The organism is Sphingomonas sp. MMS12-HWE2-04, assembly GCF_044881185.1.
In the GTDB taxonomy this organism is placed as follows: domain Bacteria; phylum Pseudomonadota; class Alphaproteobacteria; order Sphingomonadales; family Sphingomonadaceae; genus Sphingomonas.
This window is the reverse complement of sequence record NZ_CP173254.1, coordinates 764,668-777,231: the sequence shown is the minus strand read 5'-3', so window position 1 is coordinate 777,231 and position 12,564 is coordinate 764,668. Positions and strand designations below refer to the sequence as shown.

The 12,564-nt window shown below is 63.9% G+C and carries 15 protein-coding genes and 1 pseudogene; 9 read left to right on the top strand and 7 right to left on the bottom strand.

Translation table 11 applies throughout. The features are described 5' to 3' along the window. Positions 1–17: 17 nt before the first annotated feature. Positions 18–860 (bottom strand): N-acyl homoserine lactonase family protein, encoded by an 843-nt coding sequence (locus AB2M62_RS03505; protein WP_404337852.1) that lies wholly within the window; start codon positions 858–860, stop codon positions 18–20. A gap of 91 nt (positions 861–951) precedes the next feature. Here AB2M62_RS03505 and AB2M62_RS03500 point away from each other — a divergent pair, with 91 nt between their 5' ends. Next, complete coding sequence (locus AB2M62_RS03500; protein WP_404337850.1) at positions 952–1,887, top strand: helix-turn-helix domain-containing protein; 936 nt, start codon at positions 952–954, stop codon at positions 1,885–1,887. A 507-nt stretch (positions 1,888–2,394) separates the two neighbouring features. Here the strand turns inward: AB2M62_RS03500 and AB2M62_RS03495 are convergent. After that, positions 2,395–2,844, bottom strand: a complete 450-nt coding sequence (locus AB2M62_RS03495; protein ID WP_404339781.1) for a PaaI family thioesterase — start codon at positions 2,842–2,844, stop codon at positions 2,395–2,397. A gap of 5 nt (positions 2,845–2,849) precedes the next feature. After that, positions 2,850–3,434 carry a TetR/AcrR family transcriptional regulator gene (locus AB2M62_RS03490; RefSeq protein WP_404337848.1) on the bottom strand — a complete coding sequence of 195 codons (585 nt, stop codon included), beginning with the start codon at positions 3,432–3,434 and terminating at the stop codon, positions 2,850–2,852. A gap of 107 nt (positions 3,435–3,541) precedes the next feature. Here AB2M62_RS03490 and AB2M62_RS03485 point away from each other — a divergent pair, with 107 nt between their 5' ends. The 4 genes from AB2M62_RS03485 to AB2M62_RS03470 are packed head-to-tail and all read left to right on the top strand — an operon-like array spanning position 3,542 to position 7,281. Continuing rightward, positions 3,542–4,324, top strand: a complete 783-nt coding sequence (locus tag AB2M62_RS03485; protein WP_404337846.1) for an SDR family NAD(P)-dependent oxidoreductase — start codon at positions 3,542–3,544, stop codon at positions 4,322–4,324. A 27-nt stretch (positions 4,325–4,351) separates the two neighbouring features. Then, positions 4,352–5,431, top strand: coding sequence for an alkene reductase (locus tag AB2M62_RS03480; RefSeq protein WP_404337844.1), 1,080 nt, complete (start codon positions 4,352–4,354; stop codon positions 5,429–5,431). 12 nt (positions 5,432–5,443) lie between these two features. Then, positions 5,444–6,445 (top strand): NADP-dependent oxidoreductase, encoded by a 1,002-nt coding sequence (locus AB2M62_RS03475; RefSeq protein ID WP_404337842.1) that lies wholly within the window; start codon positions 5,444–5,446, stop codon positions 6,443–6,445. Next, positions 6,442–7,281, top strand: coding sequence for an alpha/beta fold hydrolase (locus AB2M62_RS03470; RefSeq protein WP_404337840.1), 840 nt, complete (start codon positions 6,442–6,444; stop codon positions 7,279–7,281). Before AB2M62_RS03475 ends, AB2M62_RS03470 begins: the two co-directional genes overlap by 4 nt. 515 nt (positions 7,282–7,796) lie before the next feature. Here the strand turns inward: AB2M62_RS03470 and AB2M62_RS03465 are convergent. From AB2M62_RS03465 to AB2M62_RS03450, 4 genes are all read right to left on the bottom strand, one after another. Then, positions 7,797–8,159, bottom strand: a complete 363-nt coding sequence (locus AB2M62_RS03465; RefSeq protein WP_404337838.1) for a hypothetical protein — start codon at positions 8,157–8,159, stop codon at positions 7,797–7,799. After that, positions 8,126–8,983, bottom strand: a complete 858-nt coding sequence (locus AB2M62_RS03460) for an FAD-dependent monooxygenase (protein ID WP_404337837.1) — start codon at positions 8,981–8,983, stop codon at positions 8,126–8,128. The genes AB2M62_RS03465 and AB2M62_RS03460 overlap by 34 nt, the downstream gene beginning before the upstream one ends. Positions 8,984–9,022: 39 nt before the next feature. Further along, entirely contained in the window at positions 9,023–9,502 is a 480-nt protein-coding gene (locus AB2M62_RS03455) for a MarR family winged helix-turn-helix transcriptional regulator (RefSeq protein ID WP_404337835.1), read from the bottom strand. Positions 9,503–9,848: 346 nt separating this feature from the next. Then, positions 9,849–10,265, bottom strand: coding sequence for a hypothetical protein (locus AB2M62_RS03450; RefSeq protein WP_404337833.1), 417 nt, complete (start codon positions 10,263–10,265; stop codon positions 9,849–9,851). A 329-nt stretch (positions 10,266–10,594) separates the two neighbouring features. Here AB2M62_RS03450 and AB2M62_RS03445 point away from each other — a divergent pair, with 329 nt between their 5' ends. The 4 genes and pseudogenes from AB2M62_RS03445 (at position 10,595) to AB2M62_RS03430 (ending at position 12,556) form a co-directional block, all read left to right on the top strand. Next, a complete protein-coding gene (locus AB2M62_RS03445) occupies positions 10,595–10,897 on the top strand; it encodes a hypothetical protein (RefSeq protein WP_404337831.1) in 303 nt (100 codons plus the stop codon). After that, positions 10,884–11,683, top strand: a pseudogene (locus AB2M62_RS03440) (DsbC family protein). Before AB2M62_RS03445 ends, AB2M62_RS03440 begins: the two are co-directional and overlap by 14 nt. 182 nt (positions 11,684–11,865) lie before the next feature. After that, positions 11,866–12,183, top strand: coding sequence for a hypothetical protein (locus AB2M62_RS03435; protein WP_404337829.1), 318 nt, complete (start codon positions 11,866–11,868; stop codon positions 12,181–12,183). 106 nt (positions 12,184–12,289) lie between these two features. Next, positions 12,290–12,556 (top strand): type IV conjugative transfer system protein TraL, encoded by a 267-nt coding sequence (locus AB2M62_RS03430; protein WP_404337828.1) that lies wholly within the window; start codon positions 12,290–12,292, stop codon positions 12,554–12,556. Positions 12,557–12,564 lie beyond the last annotated feature (8 nt).

The window sequence follows — 12,564 nt, the reverse complement described above, 5'->3', positions numbered from 1 at the left end:
ACGAATGATGTCGAGCGCTAGCGCGATGCCTTGGGAAAGCGCGCCAGCTTGCCGATGTCTGCCGGATCATGCTGGACGATGATCGTCGCGCCGACATTACGGGAAAGGTTTTGCAAGCGGTTCATCGACGCCAGGCTGTCGGCGCGCTCAGTGTTCCATGTCGGCACCGCCGAGAGTGCCCATTGCGCCTCGAGATGAACAACATCGCCGGTGAGGATCACGGCGCCGGTATGGGGCAGGCGCACCAGCAACGAGGATTCGCCCGGTGTGTGCCCGGGGGTGGCAAGTATCACCACCGAACCGTCACCAAACACATCGCGATCGCCTTCGATCAGGTCGACTTTGCCCCCGCCGGTAAACCAGGGTGCGAGAAGGCTTGGGTCGGCGAACGGAATCGTTCCGGAGTGTAGCGCAGCCCAGTCCTTCGCGCCGATCAGCAGCGTTGCTTTTGCGAAGGTCGCCGCCTGGCCGACATGGTCGAAATGGTAGTGGCTGATCGCCAGCCGTCCGATGTCATCCGGCCGAATACCGATGCGGGCAAGCTGGGTCGGAAGATCGACCGCGAGCGTCGGGCTGATCGGTTTCGCGTCGATCGGCGCACCGCGCAGCGTAGCCGGCAACCCGGAATCCCACAGCAACAACTCTTTTCCGTGACGGATCAGATAGCAGCCGTTGCTGAGCCGGCGCGATTTCCCGGCATAGCTGCCAGTATCGGAGAGCGGCGACGCGTCTTTCATCTGGATTTCACCGCAATCCAGCCGCCACAGCTCCACCTCGGGGGTGACGGGAGCGGCATGGACGTTAGCGCTCAAAAGGAGGGAGAAGCTGGCCAGCGCATGCCGCCATACGGTAAATCTCATGTCGTAGTCCTTTATTGCCAGATCGCTAGCATGGAGGTTGGCGCACTGGGCGTGGACCCGAACTGCTCGCCTTTGCGCCCGAAACGCTCGCATGGGGCTTGTTCGCTTCGCGGCACAGGCCGATGGTCGGCGCATCATGACGAGCCACGCCACCCAAAATAGTCTCCGCACGCTGCTGCTGCAGCGGCTGGCCAAGCTCAGCGCGCCTTCGGGAGTTAATGGCACCGTCCCGCACGGCGCCGAGAGCGGCGTCAATGTGTTCGGCTATTGCGTTCAGGTTTGCGAACGCTTTGCGCGGTCGCGCTTGGCGCATCCGGCGGTCGTCGTCGTGCTGAGCGGGACCAAGGAAGTGTGGCGCGGCGATGTCGTGCAGCGTTTCCCGCCTGGGGTGCCGTTCGCGATCCCGGCGGGGATGGAGATTGACCTGGTCAACATTCCCGATCCGCAGAGCGGCCGCTATGAATCGCTCTGCATCACGGTCGATACGTCGCTGCGCCAGATACTGCGGGCCAAGTTGGGTGGCCTGCCCAATGGTTCAAGCATACCAGCCAGCTTCGGCATCACGCTGTCCGCAGATCTCGTCGAGGCTTATGGCCATGCCGCCAGTGTGCTGGCCAACCCGGTCGCTGAGATCGCCGAAGCCGTAGCGCAGCACCGTATCCTCGAAATCCTGCTGTTGCTCAGCGGAACGCAAGTCGGGCGGATGCTCGTCGCCGTCGATCGGACCGAACAAGTCGAAGCTATCATCTACGCAGACCCGTCTCATCCTTGGCTCGTCGGGGAGGTTGCGGGCGCGCTTGGGATCGGCGCGTCCACGTTGCGTCGGCAGCTGAAGCAGGCAGGCACCTCGTTTCGCGAGATCTGCCTGGCCGCGCGCATGGCGACCGCCGGGGCGCTCCTCAGCGCGCCGGGCTATTCGGTGACCCAGGCTGCCCAGGCGGCCGGCTATTCCTCTCGCTCGCATTTTGCGCGCCAGGTGCGGACCGCACATGGCGTGCCACCGGCGCGGTTACGCAGCGCGGCGTAGCCTGGGCGAGCGGCCCTCTGGAAACGGCACTAACCGCTGGGTACGCGCCGAACCCCTTCAGGCAGCTCTCGGCCAGTCTTCTCATTTAGAGCCGTCGTACGGCCAAAATCGCGAATGTCGGTTTCTGTCGAAGGCTACCATTCAACCCTTGCGACAGAATGGCGGCAAAGTCCCACGATCATCCGGCAGCTGCCGACCAGACCCGGTCGTTCCCGAGTGAGCAACCGGACGACGCTCCCAACAGAAGCCGCCATCTGCACTGCGGGAAGCAGCCCGACGCCAGCCGCCCTACTCTCGGCCATTCAAACAAATCGGGACAACCTCCCGAAAATTGCCATTCCGAACACATGTAGCAGTCCCGTTTCTCCATTTTGAAATGGCCGTTTCGCGAAACTCGTTCGGGAACGGGTTTTGGGAAAGCGCCGTGGTGGCGCGGGCGAAGAGGCTTACATGACCCGGCTTTCCGCTGAACTTTCTTATAGAGACGATGGACTGACCGTTCGCAGGTCACGATTTTGGCGCGATCGGAAACACCAGCAGGGTCGAGGTGGCGGAGGCGCACAGCCGCCCCTGCGCATCGACGAGGCGCGCCTCGGAGAAGGCGACCCGGCGTCCGAGCGAGACGAGCTTGCCTTCGGCGCGAACCGGGCCGCTCGCCTCGCTCAGGGCGCGGTGATAGGACACCTTCAGCTCCAGCGTCGTGTATCCCTGGCCGGCAGCCAGGCTGGAATGGACGGCGCAGCCGCAGGCGCTGTCAAGCAATGTCGCCGCATAACCACCATGAACCGAACCGAGCGGGTTGAACACCTTGCGTGACGGCGAGCCTTCGAACACGACGCGGCCGCGCTCCAACTCCACCAGCGCGAACTCCAGCGTCTCGCCGATCGGCGGCTGACGACCCGTCGCCATCAGCGCGGCAAGCTGGTCGTGGCCGTCCAGATCGGCATGGTCGAGCATCACGTTCACCGTCCGGTTCCTCCTGATCCATCGCTTCCGGCAGCATCGCCCGCAGCCTCGATCCACGCGCGCGTGCTGGTCAGCAACTCATCGGCCAGCGCCGGATCGTCGACGGCGCGTGCCATGACGAGGGCACCGACCATCGCCGACCACCGCCCGATCGCATCGCGCCGGCGTGACGCCGGATCACCAATGGGCAAGGAGCGCGCGAACCGGTCGATCTGTGCGTCTAGGCCCTTGGCCATTGCCGCGCGCGCTTCCGGCGTCTGTTGGCGCATCAGCCCGGCAAGGCTGGCGGTCGGGCATCCTTCGCCCGCATGATCGCGGTGCAGCGGTGACAGATAGACGTCGATCCAGCCTTGCAAATCAGGCAGCGCGTCACCTTCGCCGTCGAGCGCGAACGCAATGGTCTGCGCAACCAGATCGTCCTTGGATGCGAAGTGGCTGTAGAAGCCGCCGTGCGTCTGCCCGGCGGCCTTCATCACCTCCGATACGGTCACCGCATCGAAGCCGCGCTCGCGAAACAGTCGGCTTGCCTCGTTGAGGATGCGTACCCTGTTCGTCGCCATCTGGTCGCGACTGACCCGCATGCGAAAATCTCCGATCACCCGGTTGACATATTCATGATCGCCATCACATAAGCGATTATCGTGACGATCGTCATGAATATAGTGTGTCAGCCGCAAAGGGCAACAGGATGACCATGCCGACCATTCTCATCACCGGTGCCTCGACCGGCATCGGCGCCACCTATGCCGATCGCTTCGCCAAGCGCGGCCACGATCTCGTGCTGGTAGCCCGCGACGAGGCGCGGCTGAAAGCGCTGGCGACGAAGCTGTCGTCGCAGCATGGCGTCGCCGTCGACGTGCTGCCTGCCGACCTGACAGACGCCAGGCAACTGGCGACTGTCGAGACACGGCTGCGCGACGATGCGAATATCGGCACGCTCATCAACAACGCCGGCGCGGGATTGAACGGCGCGTTCGTCGATCAGACGACTGATGCCGTCGACCGGCTGGTTGCGCTCAACACGACCTCGGTCGTCCGCCTCGCCAACGCCATCGCCCCACGGCTGGCGCAGGCTGGCGAGGGCGCGATCGTCAACATCGGCTCGGTCGTCGGATTGGTGCCCGAGTTTGGCATGAGCGTCTATGGCGCGACCAAGGCCTTCGTCCTCTTCCTGTCGCAGGGGTTGTCGCTCGAACTCGGACCCAAGGGGGTCTACGTCCAGGCAGTGCTGCCGGCGGCAACCCGCACCGAGCTGTGGGGCCGCGCCGGCGCCGATGAGGCAAGTCTCCCGCCGATGATGGACGTGAACGAGTTGGTCGACGCCGCGCTCGTCGGCTTCGACCGCCGCGAGAGCGTCACCATCCCGCCGCTTCACGACGGCACGCTGTGGGATGCATTTGACCAAGCGCGTCGGGCGATGCTGCCGAACTTCGGCTCGGTCCAGCCCGCGCCCCGCTACACCACAGCCTGACCCCTTCTTTTCCGACAAGGACCAACTATGAGCGATCTTTTCTACCCGTACCAACTCGGCCCGCTGACTCTGCCCAATCGTATCGTCATGGCGCCGCTGACCCGCAACCGCGCCGCGCCCGGCCTCCTGCCGAGCGAGCATGCGGCCGAATATTACGCGCAGCGCGCGTCCGCCGGCCTTATCATTACCGAGGCGACGCAGGTGTCGGTGCAGGCGCAAGGGTATCAGGACACGCCCGGCCTCTACACGCCCGAGCAGATCGCAGCATGGCGCACGGTGACGGATGCGGTGCACGCGCGGGGCGGTCGCATCTTCGTCCAGCTCTGGCATGTCGGGCGCGTCAGCCATGTCGACCTGCACGGCGGCGAGGCCCCGGTCGCCCCGTCGGCGATCCGCGCCGAGGCCAAGACCTTCGTCAACAACGGCTTTGCGGACGTGTCCGAGCCGCGCGCGCTCGAGCTGGACGAGCTGCCCGGCATCGTCGAGAGCTTCCGGCAGGCGGCCGCGAACGCGATCGAGGCGGGCTTCGACGGGGTCGAGGTGCATGGCGCCAACGGATATCTGCTCGACGAATTCCTGCGGGAGACGGCGAACGTGCGAACCGATGCCTATGGCGGTTCAATCGAGAACCGCGCGCGCCTGCTGCTGGAGGTCACGGCCGCCGTCGCGGGCGAAGTCCGAGCCGACCGGACCGGCGTGCGCCTGTCGCCCGTCTCGCCCGCCAGCGGCATCGTGCCGGCGGACGATGAGCAGCCGCAGTTCGACCATGTCGCGGAGCGGTTGGGCGAGATGAAGATCGCCTATCTCCATGTCGTCGAGGGCGCGACCGGTGGGCCGCGCGATGCAAAGCCGTTCGACTATGGCGCGCTGCGTCGCAAGTTCGGCGGCACCTTCCTCGCCAATAACGGCTTCGACAAGGCACTTGCCGAGGAACAGCTGGCGGCCGGCAAAGCCGACCTGTTCGCCTTCGGGCGCGGCTTCATCGCCAACCCCGATTTCGTTGAACGGCTGGAGTCGGGTGCAGACCTCAATCAGCTCGACCCTTCCACGCTCTACGGTGGCGGTGCGAAGGGGTATATTGACTATCCGACACTGGCTGACGCCTGAGGAGAAGGGGCAATGAAAGCCTATGTTCTTGATCGCTACGGCAAACAGCAGCCGCTGCGGCTCCGCGACGTGGCCGACCCCGTACCCGCGGTCGATGAGGTGTTGGTCGAGATCCATGCGACCGGGCTGAACCAGCTCGACGCGAAGATCCGCGACGGCGCGTTCAAAGCGGTCCTGACCTACAAGCCCCCCTTCGTCCTGGGGCACGATCTTGCCGGCACGGTGGTGTCGGTCGGTCAGGCGGTGCGCGGGTTCAAGCCGGGCGACGAGGTCCATGCTCGCCCGCGCGACGGCCATATCGGCACTTTCGCCGAGCGGATCGCCGTCAAGCAGGGCGACCTCGCGCTGAAACCCGCCAATCTGTCGATGGAGGAAGCTGCTTCGATCCCGCTCGTCGGGTTGACCGTCTGGCAGGTGCTGGTCGAGCGCGCGAAACTGAAGAAGGGGCAGAAGGTCCTGATCCATGCCGGCTCGGGCGGGGTCGGCACGCTGGCGATCCAGCTCGCCAGGCATCTCGGCGCAACCGTCGCGACGACGGCGAGCGCGGCCAATGCAGACCTCGTCCGCAGCCTGGGTGCCGATGTCGTGATCGACTATAAGACGCAGGATTTTTCGGAGGAACTGTCCGGCTATGACGTCGTGCTCAACAGCCTGGACGGCAAGACGCTGGAGAAGTCACTCAAGGTGCTAAAGCCCGGCGGCAAGCTGATCTCGATTTCCGGGCCGCCCGATCCGGCGTTTGCGAAAGCGCAGAGACTGAACATCGTCTTGCGCCTGCTGCTGCGCGCGACGAGCGCGGGCATCCGCCGCAAGGCGAAGCGTGCGGGTGTCGATTATTCATTCCTGTTCATGCAGGGCGATGGCGGGCAGCTTGGCAAGCTTACGTCGCTGATTGAGAATGGAACGATCAAACCCGTGGTCGACCGGGTCTTCCCGTTCGACCGGATGGACGATGCGATGGCGCAGCTCGACAAGGGCGGGGCCAAGGGCAAGCTCGTGGTACGCGTGCGATGACCCGCGTCGACTGGAACACGGCTCCGACGCTTACGGTAGAGGCGGCAGGGACCCACTTCGCCTATCGACGCCTCGGCCCCGACCGGGGCACGCCGATCGTGCTCCTCAATCACTGGGGTGCCAATCTCGACAATTTCGATCCGCCGATTGTCGAGGGGTTCGCCGCAGACCGCCCGGTCTACGCACTCGACTATCGCGGCATCGGCCGATCGGGCGGCGCGGCACCGTTGACCGTCGGAGACATGGCAATCGACATGATCGCTGTGATTGGAGCACTGGGGCTGGCAAAGGTCGACCTGATCGGCTTTTCGCTCGGCGGCTTCGTCGCGCAGGAGATCACGCTCCGGCAGCCCGATCTTGTTCGTCGTCTCGTCCTGGCGGGCACTGGCCCTGCCGGGGGCACGGGGATCGAGCGGGTAGGTCGGGTGTCGCTGCCGCTGATCCTCAAGGGTCTGGTGACGCTGCGGGACCCAAAGACCTTTCTATTCTTCACCGGCACCGCCAGCGGTCGGAAGGCGGCGAAGGCGTTCCTCGCGCGGCTTAAGACCCGCACGGTGGATCGCGACAAGGCCGTCGGACTCAGTGACTTCGGTCGCCAGCGCAGGGCGATCGAGGCGTGGGGCAGGCAAGCGCCGCAAGACCTGTCGCGCCTCCGCCAACCGACGCTGGTCGCCAATGGTGACCATGACATCATGGTACCGAGCGAAAACTCCACCGACCTCGCGCGCCGCATCCCCGGAGCGGAACTCGTTCTCTACCCCGACGCCGGGCATGGCGGCATCTTCCAATATCACGACACCTTTCTCGCGAAGGCCAAGACATTCCTCGACACCTAATGTCGCTGTTTCTCCGCTTTAGCTTGGCTGAGGAATCTTTTTAGAACCCGCCCATTAGCAATTCACGATCCTTTTTGAAAGGTGGCCGTTGCGTGATGACGGCACCCTCTTCTCGGAAACCTACCGGATTTCATTCCGCCAATCTTCGCAGACACCGGCGGGTATCGGCTTTGCAAAGACTGCCCGGTTCTCGCTGGAGCCGTCGTTCTGCGAACCCGGCTTGAAGGGCTGAGATGTCCCAGACCTTCCGGCCGCTGCCGACCAACACATGCCTTTCCGATGCGGTGGCGGCAATGTCCGCTCACGCTGGAACCGGCTATTCGCAACGCTGGTGGCCGCTTGCAGCCACGCGCAATTCCGGCCATTCGCAGTTCAGCGCGCCGCGCGGCAAAGCGGAATGTCCACCGGGATATCGGCCGGCTAAGCGCGCCCGATTTCGGCGACGCCGTCCTCTGCCCCCGTCGACAGGAGAGATCGTCAGCTTCGAATGATGCAATTCGCTTGGACGCCGGGCGTCAGCCGTAGTCCGGTAGCCGGATTTTGCTCGAGTCCCTGGCAAAAGCATTGGAAAATAACTTCTTTATCGGTCCGGTTGCGGCGATTTGCATCGCACTGCGCATCAGTGCCAGACCGACGCGAGAATGCGGCCAGAGCATCCGCGGTATGATCTTGGGAATATTCTGCCCGTCGCGCACGAACGGCCGCATCACCTTTTCATATTCGGAAAGCGCCACGCGAATATCGTCATGCTTGGACAATTCGCCGGCCAGCACATAGGCGCCGACGATAGCCAGGGTGGTGCCGATGCCCGTCATCGGGGTCGGAGCCCAGGCGGCGTCCCCGGTCAGCACGACATGGCCGTTTGACCACCGATCCATGCGGACTTGGCGGAGCACGTCGAAATAGAAATCATCGACATGCCCCATGGCCTCGCGCAGGCGCGGAAACTCCACCCGTCACCGGCAAACAGATCGAGCATATATTGCCTTTGCCGCTCGGGGCTCCATTCGTGCTCGCCTTCGGGCTTCTTTTGGATGCCGACATAGGCACCCATCAGATTGTCGCGGGACGGTTTGAGCGTACCGCCGCGCCCGCCGAGGGTATTGTAGACGCGCGCGTAATCGCTGTCGTGCGGCTGCCGTGGCACGCTGAAATAGGCAATCGTGATGTCCATCCAGCGCGGCTTGTTCTCACCAGCGAACAGCAGTTCGCGAGTATGCGAGCCGACACCTTCGGCGACGATCACCAGATCGTAGCGCTCGCGCCGCCCGCTTTCGAACGTGACCTCGGCACCGGAAGCATCCTGATTTACCGCGGCGACGCTGTCGCCGAAACGGAACGATGCGCGCTCACGCACAGCCTCGTAGATGAGGCGGGCGATATCGCCGCGACGTATCTCCAGTTCCGCGGTCGGGCCGCTGTCATTGTCCGAATCGTCGGCATCGAAGCGGGCAATGCAGTTGTTATCGGCATCGACCCATTCGGTCCCCTTTTCGGGAGTGGTGTGATCGAATGCGGCGTGCTCGAGACCCATAAGGCGCAACACGTCGCGGGCGTTGCCGCGCACATCGACATTCTGTCCGCCGTCGCGAAATGCCGGGGCCTTTTCGACGACATCCACGGTAAAGCCATGATGGGTGAGCCACCACGCAGCGGTATTGCCGGCAACGCTGGCGCCGGTGACGAGAATGCGACGGGACATGGAATGAACTCCTTCCCGCGATAAACATCATGCGTGATATTATGTTCCGGAGCGCTCGAGATTCTCGATAAGGCGGCTCAACAACGCCACCACTGCCCCCGTCTCCTCCGGCGCGAAACCAGCCACTGCCTCGGCATTGACCTCCAGCAACACGACGCGGCCGGCGGCCGCAGCGTCTTGTCCGCGGTGGGTCAGCCGAACGGTGGCGGCCCGTCGATCGGTGTTGCTGGTCTCGCGTTCGATCATGCCCGCTGCTTCGAGCTTGTCTAGCAGGGCCACCATTGCCGGCTGCTTCACCGCCGACAGGCGGACAAGGTCGCGCTGGAGCAGCGGACCCTTCCACGACAGCCATAACAGCGGACCCAGCAACGCCAAGGACAGATCGTGTCGACGGAGCCGGGCATCGACCAGCCGGTTGAAGACCCGCGACACGTGATTCGCGAGATAACCGGGAGCGACCGCGGCCTCGGGATTGATATATTCGCTGGCAAGGGTTGGGGTCGGATCGGCGTTAGTCACCTAACGACGTTAGAGCGTGGCAGCCACGGTGGAAACGGGTTTAGTGCGGCCCATTTCCGTCCTCTGCGACGTTGGTCGGGCAAACGTTGAATGTCGGCACCTGACGAGAGTTGCCGCTCGACGTGTCGCTTGGGAATGGCAAAAATGTCCCAGAGCCGGCCATACCTTTGGGCCTGTACTAATGGCAGCTTTTTGGATCGGTCGAGTCTATCCGGAATGGCCGGGATTAGGGCGCAAAGCGGCGGACTGTAGTGCAAGCAGCGACCGGTCGCTTTCACCATTACCTGCGGTCCAGGCTTCGCGGAAAGCGGTCGTTTCAGCATTCACAACGTAGTTCACCGGCCGATCAGATATTTTCGCGTTGGCCGCGGACTGCCATCCATGCGGCCTTGAGCGTTTCCGGATCTGCTGTGCGGAGATGCTGAAGTGCAACGATATAGACGATCGAGATCATGGGACTGGCAGCGTGGGATGACCTGTCGCACACTCTCGCCGCTATTCGAGCTGCGATCTCATTTACCCCTTTCAGCGCCCCGAGATGATGCTCTTCGTTCCCCAGAAACGGCGCGCATGCCTTTGGCTCGAACAGTTCAAAGAGATCTGAGGCGGGAGCTCTGTCGAGATGCTCCACCGCGACATGGAGGGTCGTACCCCAGGCCAGCAAGGCGCGCGTGCTCTGGATCAGGTGGCAGTGCGAGGAAATCAGCAGATCCATGCCTGCCGGTGACAGCCGCAATTTGAAGACGCGCGATCGGCGAGTCATGCACTCTCCCCAATGCTCTCCGGCCAATTCAAACACGAAAGCGAAATATAACTTCCTGCGATTTCCAGGGCGTGCGGCAATGAAGTGCCGCAAAGCGAAGTTTCGTCCCCACAAGCTCTTCGTCTGCAACTTACATTCACTGGCGGCCCCATCTGGTACGTCAAGGTCAGCATTCGGCACATCACTGCCCTGACCATTGTTCGCTTCCGTTCATCTCTGCATTCGTCTTGTCGTTCTTGAGCGAGTCAGCACCGGCTACGGTCAACGGCTCCTCGCTCGCCGAACCCCAACCATTGGCTCGCACCGCCGGTGCGACGAGGAGATAAGTCATGCCCAAGCGGTGGCATTTGCTCTTGCTCGCCCTTCCTCCAGCCCTTTTCGCCGTCACTCAGGTCCAGGCACAGTCCCGCCAAAGCGATGCGGAGGCCTATCCCTGCGGCGCAACGCAGGCGTTGAAAATCGTTCAGCGCGGTACGGACTTCTCCATTGAGCCGAGCGCTGGTCCGGCTGCTCCCGGCATCGCGCCGTTGCGCATCGTGATCGCCGTCGGACGCACGCTCGGCTTCGACCGCAAGATCCTTGAGACTCTCTCTCCGGCGAAACTGAAAGGTGACGATGATGTTCGTCCGTAACGCCGCGCTCGCCGTCGCCATCCTGCTGTCGACAGAGGCACGGGCGCAGCAGCCGTCATCGGGGCCGCGCGATCCGCTCGCCGCCGCCGCTGCGGAAGCCCAGCGCGTCTTACGCCAGACCTTCACGAACCTGCAGTTCGAGGACTTCGGACCGGCGCCTGTGGAGGGGCCGTTATATCAGGCGACGGCCGGCGGGCGCATCATCTATTTCGCGCCGAAGTCCGGGCATCTGCTTTTCGCGGCTGTGTATGACCGCAACGGCGTCAATCTTACCGCCCTTGCGCAGGACGAGCGTGCCCGCAAGCGTCTCGGCGGCGTCGACCCGGCCCAAGCGCTGGCCATCGGCCCTCCCGATGCGCCGACCGTAATAGAGTTCACCGATCCCGATTGCCCCTACTGCCAGGCGCTCGATCGCTTCTGGACGGCAAAGGCGGCGGAGGGGAAGGTGGTCCGCCGTCTGATCTACTTCGTCAGCGGCATTCATCCGGATGCGGCGGCAAAGGCGGAGCATATCCTGTGCTCGAACGATCCCGCATCGGCTTTCCGGGCCGTGTATTCCGGCACGGTTCCGCCCGTGCTGCGGCGGTGCGCGTCGGGCGCGGCAAAGGTCGCTGCGGATGCCGCGACCGTTGCGAAGCTGGGCGTTTCGGGAACCCCACCCTCTTCCTCGCAGGCAAGATGGTTTCCGGGTTCCAGCAAGCGGAGGTTGAGGCGTTTCTCGATAGCCAGGCCAAGCCTGCCGCGAGGCGCCCGCTCGGCACCCGCCCCAGCGGCGAGGTCCCGTGATCGCCTGATCTTTGGCGGGCTTCGCTTGCTCCCCATGCCGGCCTGCCGCTTGGGCGAGGGACGCGAAGACCGGAATGCCGGTGGCCCGCGCTCCTCCCGGAGCCGTCCCGCGCCCGCCGCCGGCCGGACACGCTCGTGCCGGCAGGCATGCCTTCGGACGGCTTCTGTACTGGAGACCATCAATGCTGAAACTGATCCGCCAGCGATCGCTGCGCACCACCGATGCCGCCATGCTGCTGCTCGCCGCTCTCGTCGCGGGCACCAGCGCGGCCTATGCTTTCGCCCAGCCGCAGGTAGGCGACCTAGGGTACGACATCTACAACATCGTCGTGAACCAGGGGGTCAAGGGCCCGCTCGGCTTTGTCGGGGGCGTCGCAGCCTTCCTGTTCGGCGTGTCGCGCCTCTTCTCGAACATCATGATCGGCATCCCGACGATCGTGGCGGCGGTCTGCCTCATCAAGGCGGACTCGATCCTCCAGACCTTCGGCCTGGTCATTTGAAGCCAAGTCGCGCCGCGGCCGTCCGCCGCGCGCGCGCACGAGCTGGGGGGTGATGGTCACCTCCTGGAAATCACGCCGCTGCGTGATGAAGCAAGGGAGAAGGACGTTGGACGAGCGTCTTCCACAATATCTGCACAGGCCGGTCCAGATCCTCTGGTTCGACAGTCAGGAATTCATCGTCGTGATGTCGACCATCTTCGTCGCCGTGATCGTCGGCGGGCTGGTCGGGTGGGCTCTCACCGGCGCCCTTCTCCTCTTCATTCCCTGGAAGCGCACCAAGCCGCGCGGGTTCATCCCGCACACCGCCTGGCGCTGGGGACTGCTGCGGTTCCGCTATTACCCGGGTCCGACCCAGACCCGCTTCTTCGAGTAGGTCCGATG

Bases quoted from the DNA above. Each gene is read 5' to 3' on its own strand.
- AB2M62_RS03505 (WP_404337852.1), bottom strand. From the start codon at position 860: ATGAGATTTACCGTATGGCGGCATGCGCTGGCCAGCTTCTCCCTCCTT.
- AB2M62_RS03500 (WP_404337850.1), top strand. From the start codon at position 952: ATGGGGCTTGTTCGCTTCGCGGCACAGGCCGATGGTCGGCGCATCATG.
- AB2M62_RS03495 (WP_404339781.1), bottom strand. From the start codon at position 2,844: ATGCTCGACCATGCCGATCTGGACGGCCACGACCAGCTTGCCGCGCTG.
- AB2M62_RS03490 (WP_404337848.1), bottom strand. From the start codon at position 3,434: ATGCGGGTCAGTCGCGACCAGATGGCGACGAACAGGGTACGCATCCTC.
- AB2M62_RS03485 (WP_404337846.1), top strand. From the start codon at position 3,542: ATGACCATGCCGACCATTCTCATCACCGGTGCCTCGACCGGCATCGGC.
- AB2M62_RS03480 (WP_404337844.1), top strand. From the start codon at position 4,352: ATGAGCGATCTTTTCTACCCGTACCAACTCGGCCCGCTGACTCTGCCC.
- AB2M62_RS03475 (WP_404337842.1), top strand. From the start codon at position 5,444: ATGAAAGCCTATGTTCTTGATCGCTACGGCAAACAGCAGCCGCTGCGG.
- AB2M62_RS03470 (WP_404337840.1), top strand. From the start codon at position 6,442: ATGACCCGCGTCGACTGGAACACGGCTCCGACGCTTACGGTAGAGGCG.
- AB2M62_RS03465 (WP_404337838.1), bottom strand. From the start codon at position 8,159: ATGGATCGGTGGTCAAACGGCCATGTCGTGCTGACCGGGGACGCCGCC.
- AB2M62_RS03460 (WP_404337837.1), bottom strand. From the start codon at position 8,983: ATGTCCCGTCGCATTCTCGTCACCGGCGCCAGCGTTGCCGGCAATACC.
- AB2M62_RS03450 (WP_404337833.1), bottom strand. From the start codon at position 10,265: ATGACTCGCCGATCGCGCGTCTTCAAATTGCGGCTGTCACCGGCAGGC.
- AB2M62_RS03445 (WP_404337831.1), top strand. From the start codon at position 10,595: ATGCCCAAGCGGTGGCATTTGCTCTTGCTCGCCCTTCCTCCAGCCCTT.
- AB2M62_RS03435 (WP_404337829.1), top strand. From the start codon at position 11,866: ATGCTGAAACTGATCCGCCAGCGATCGCTGCGCACCACCGATGCCGCC.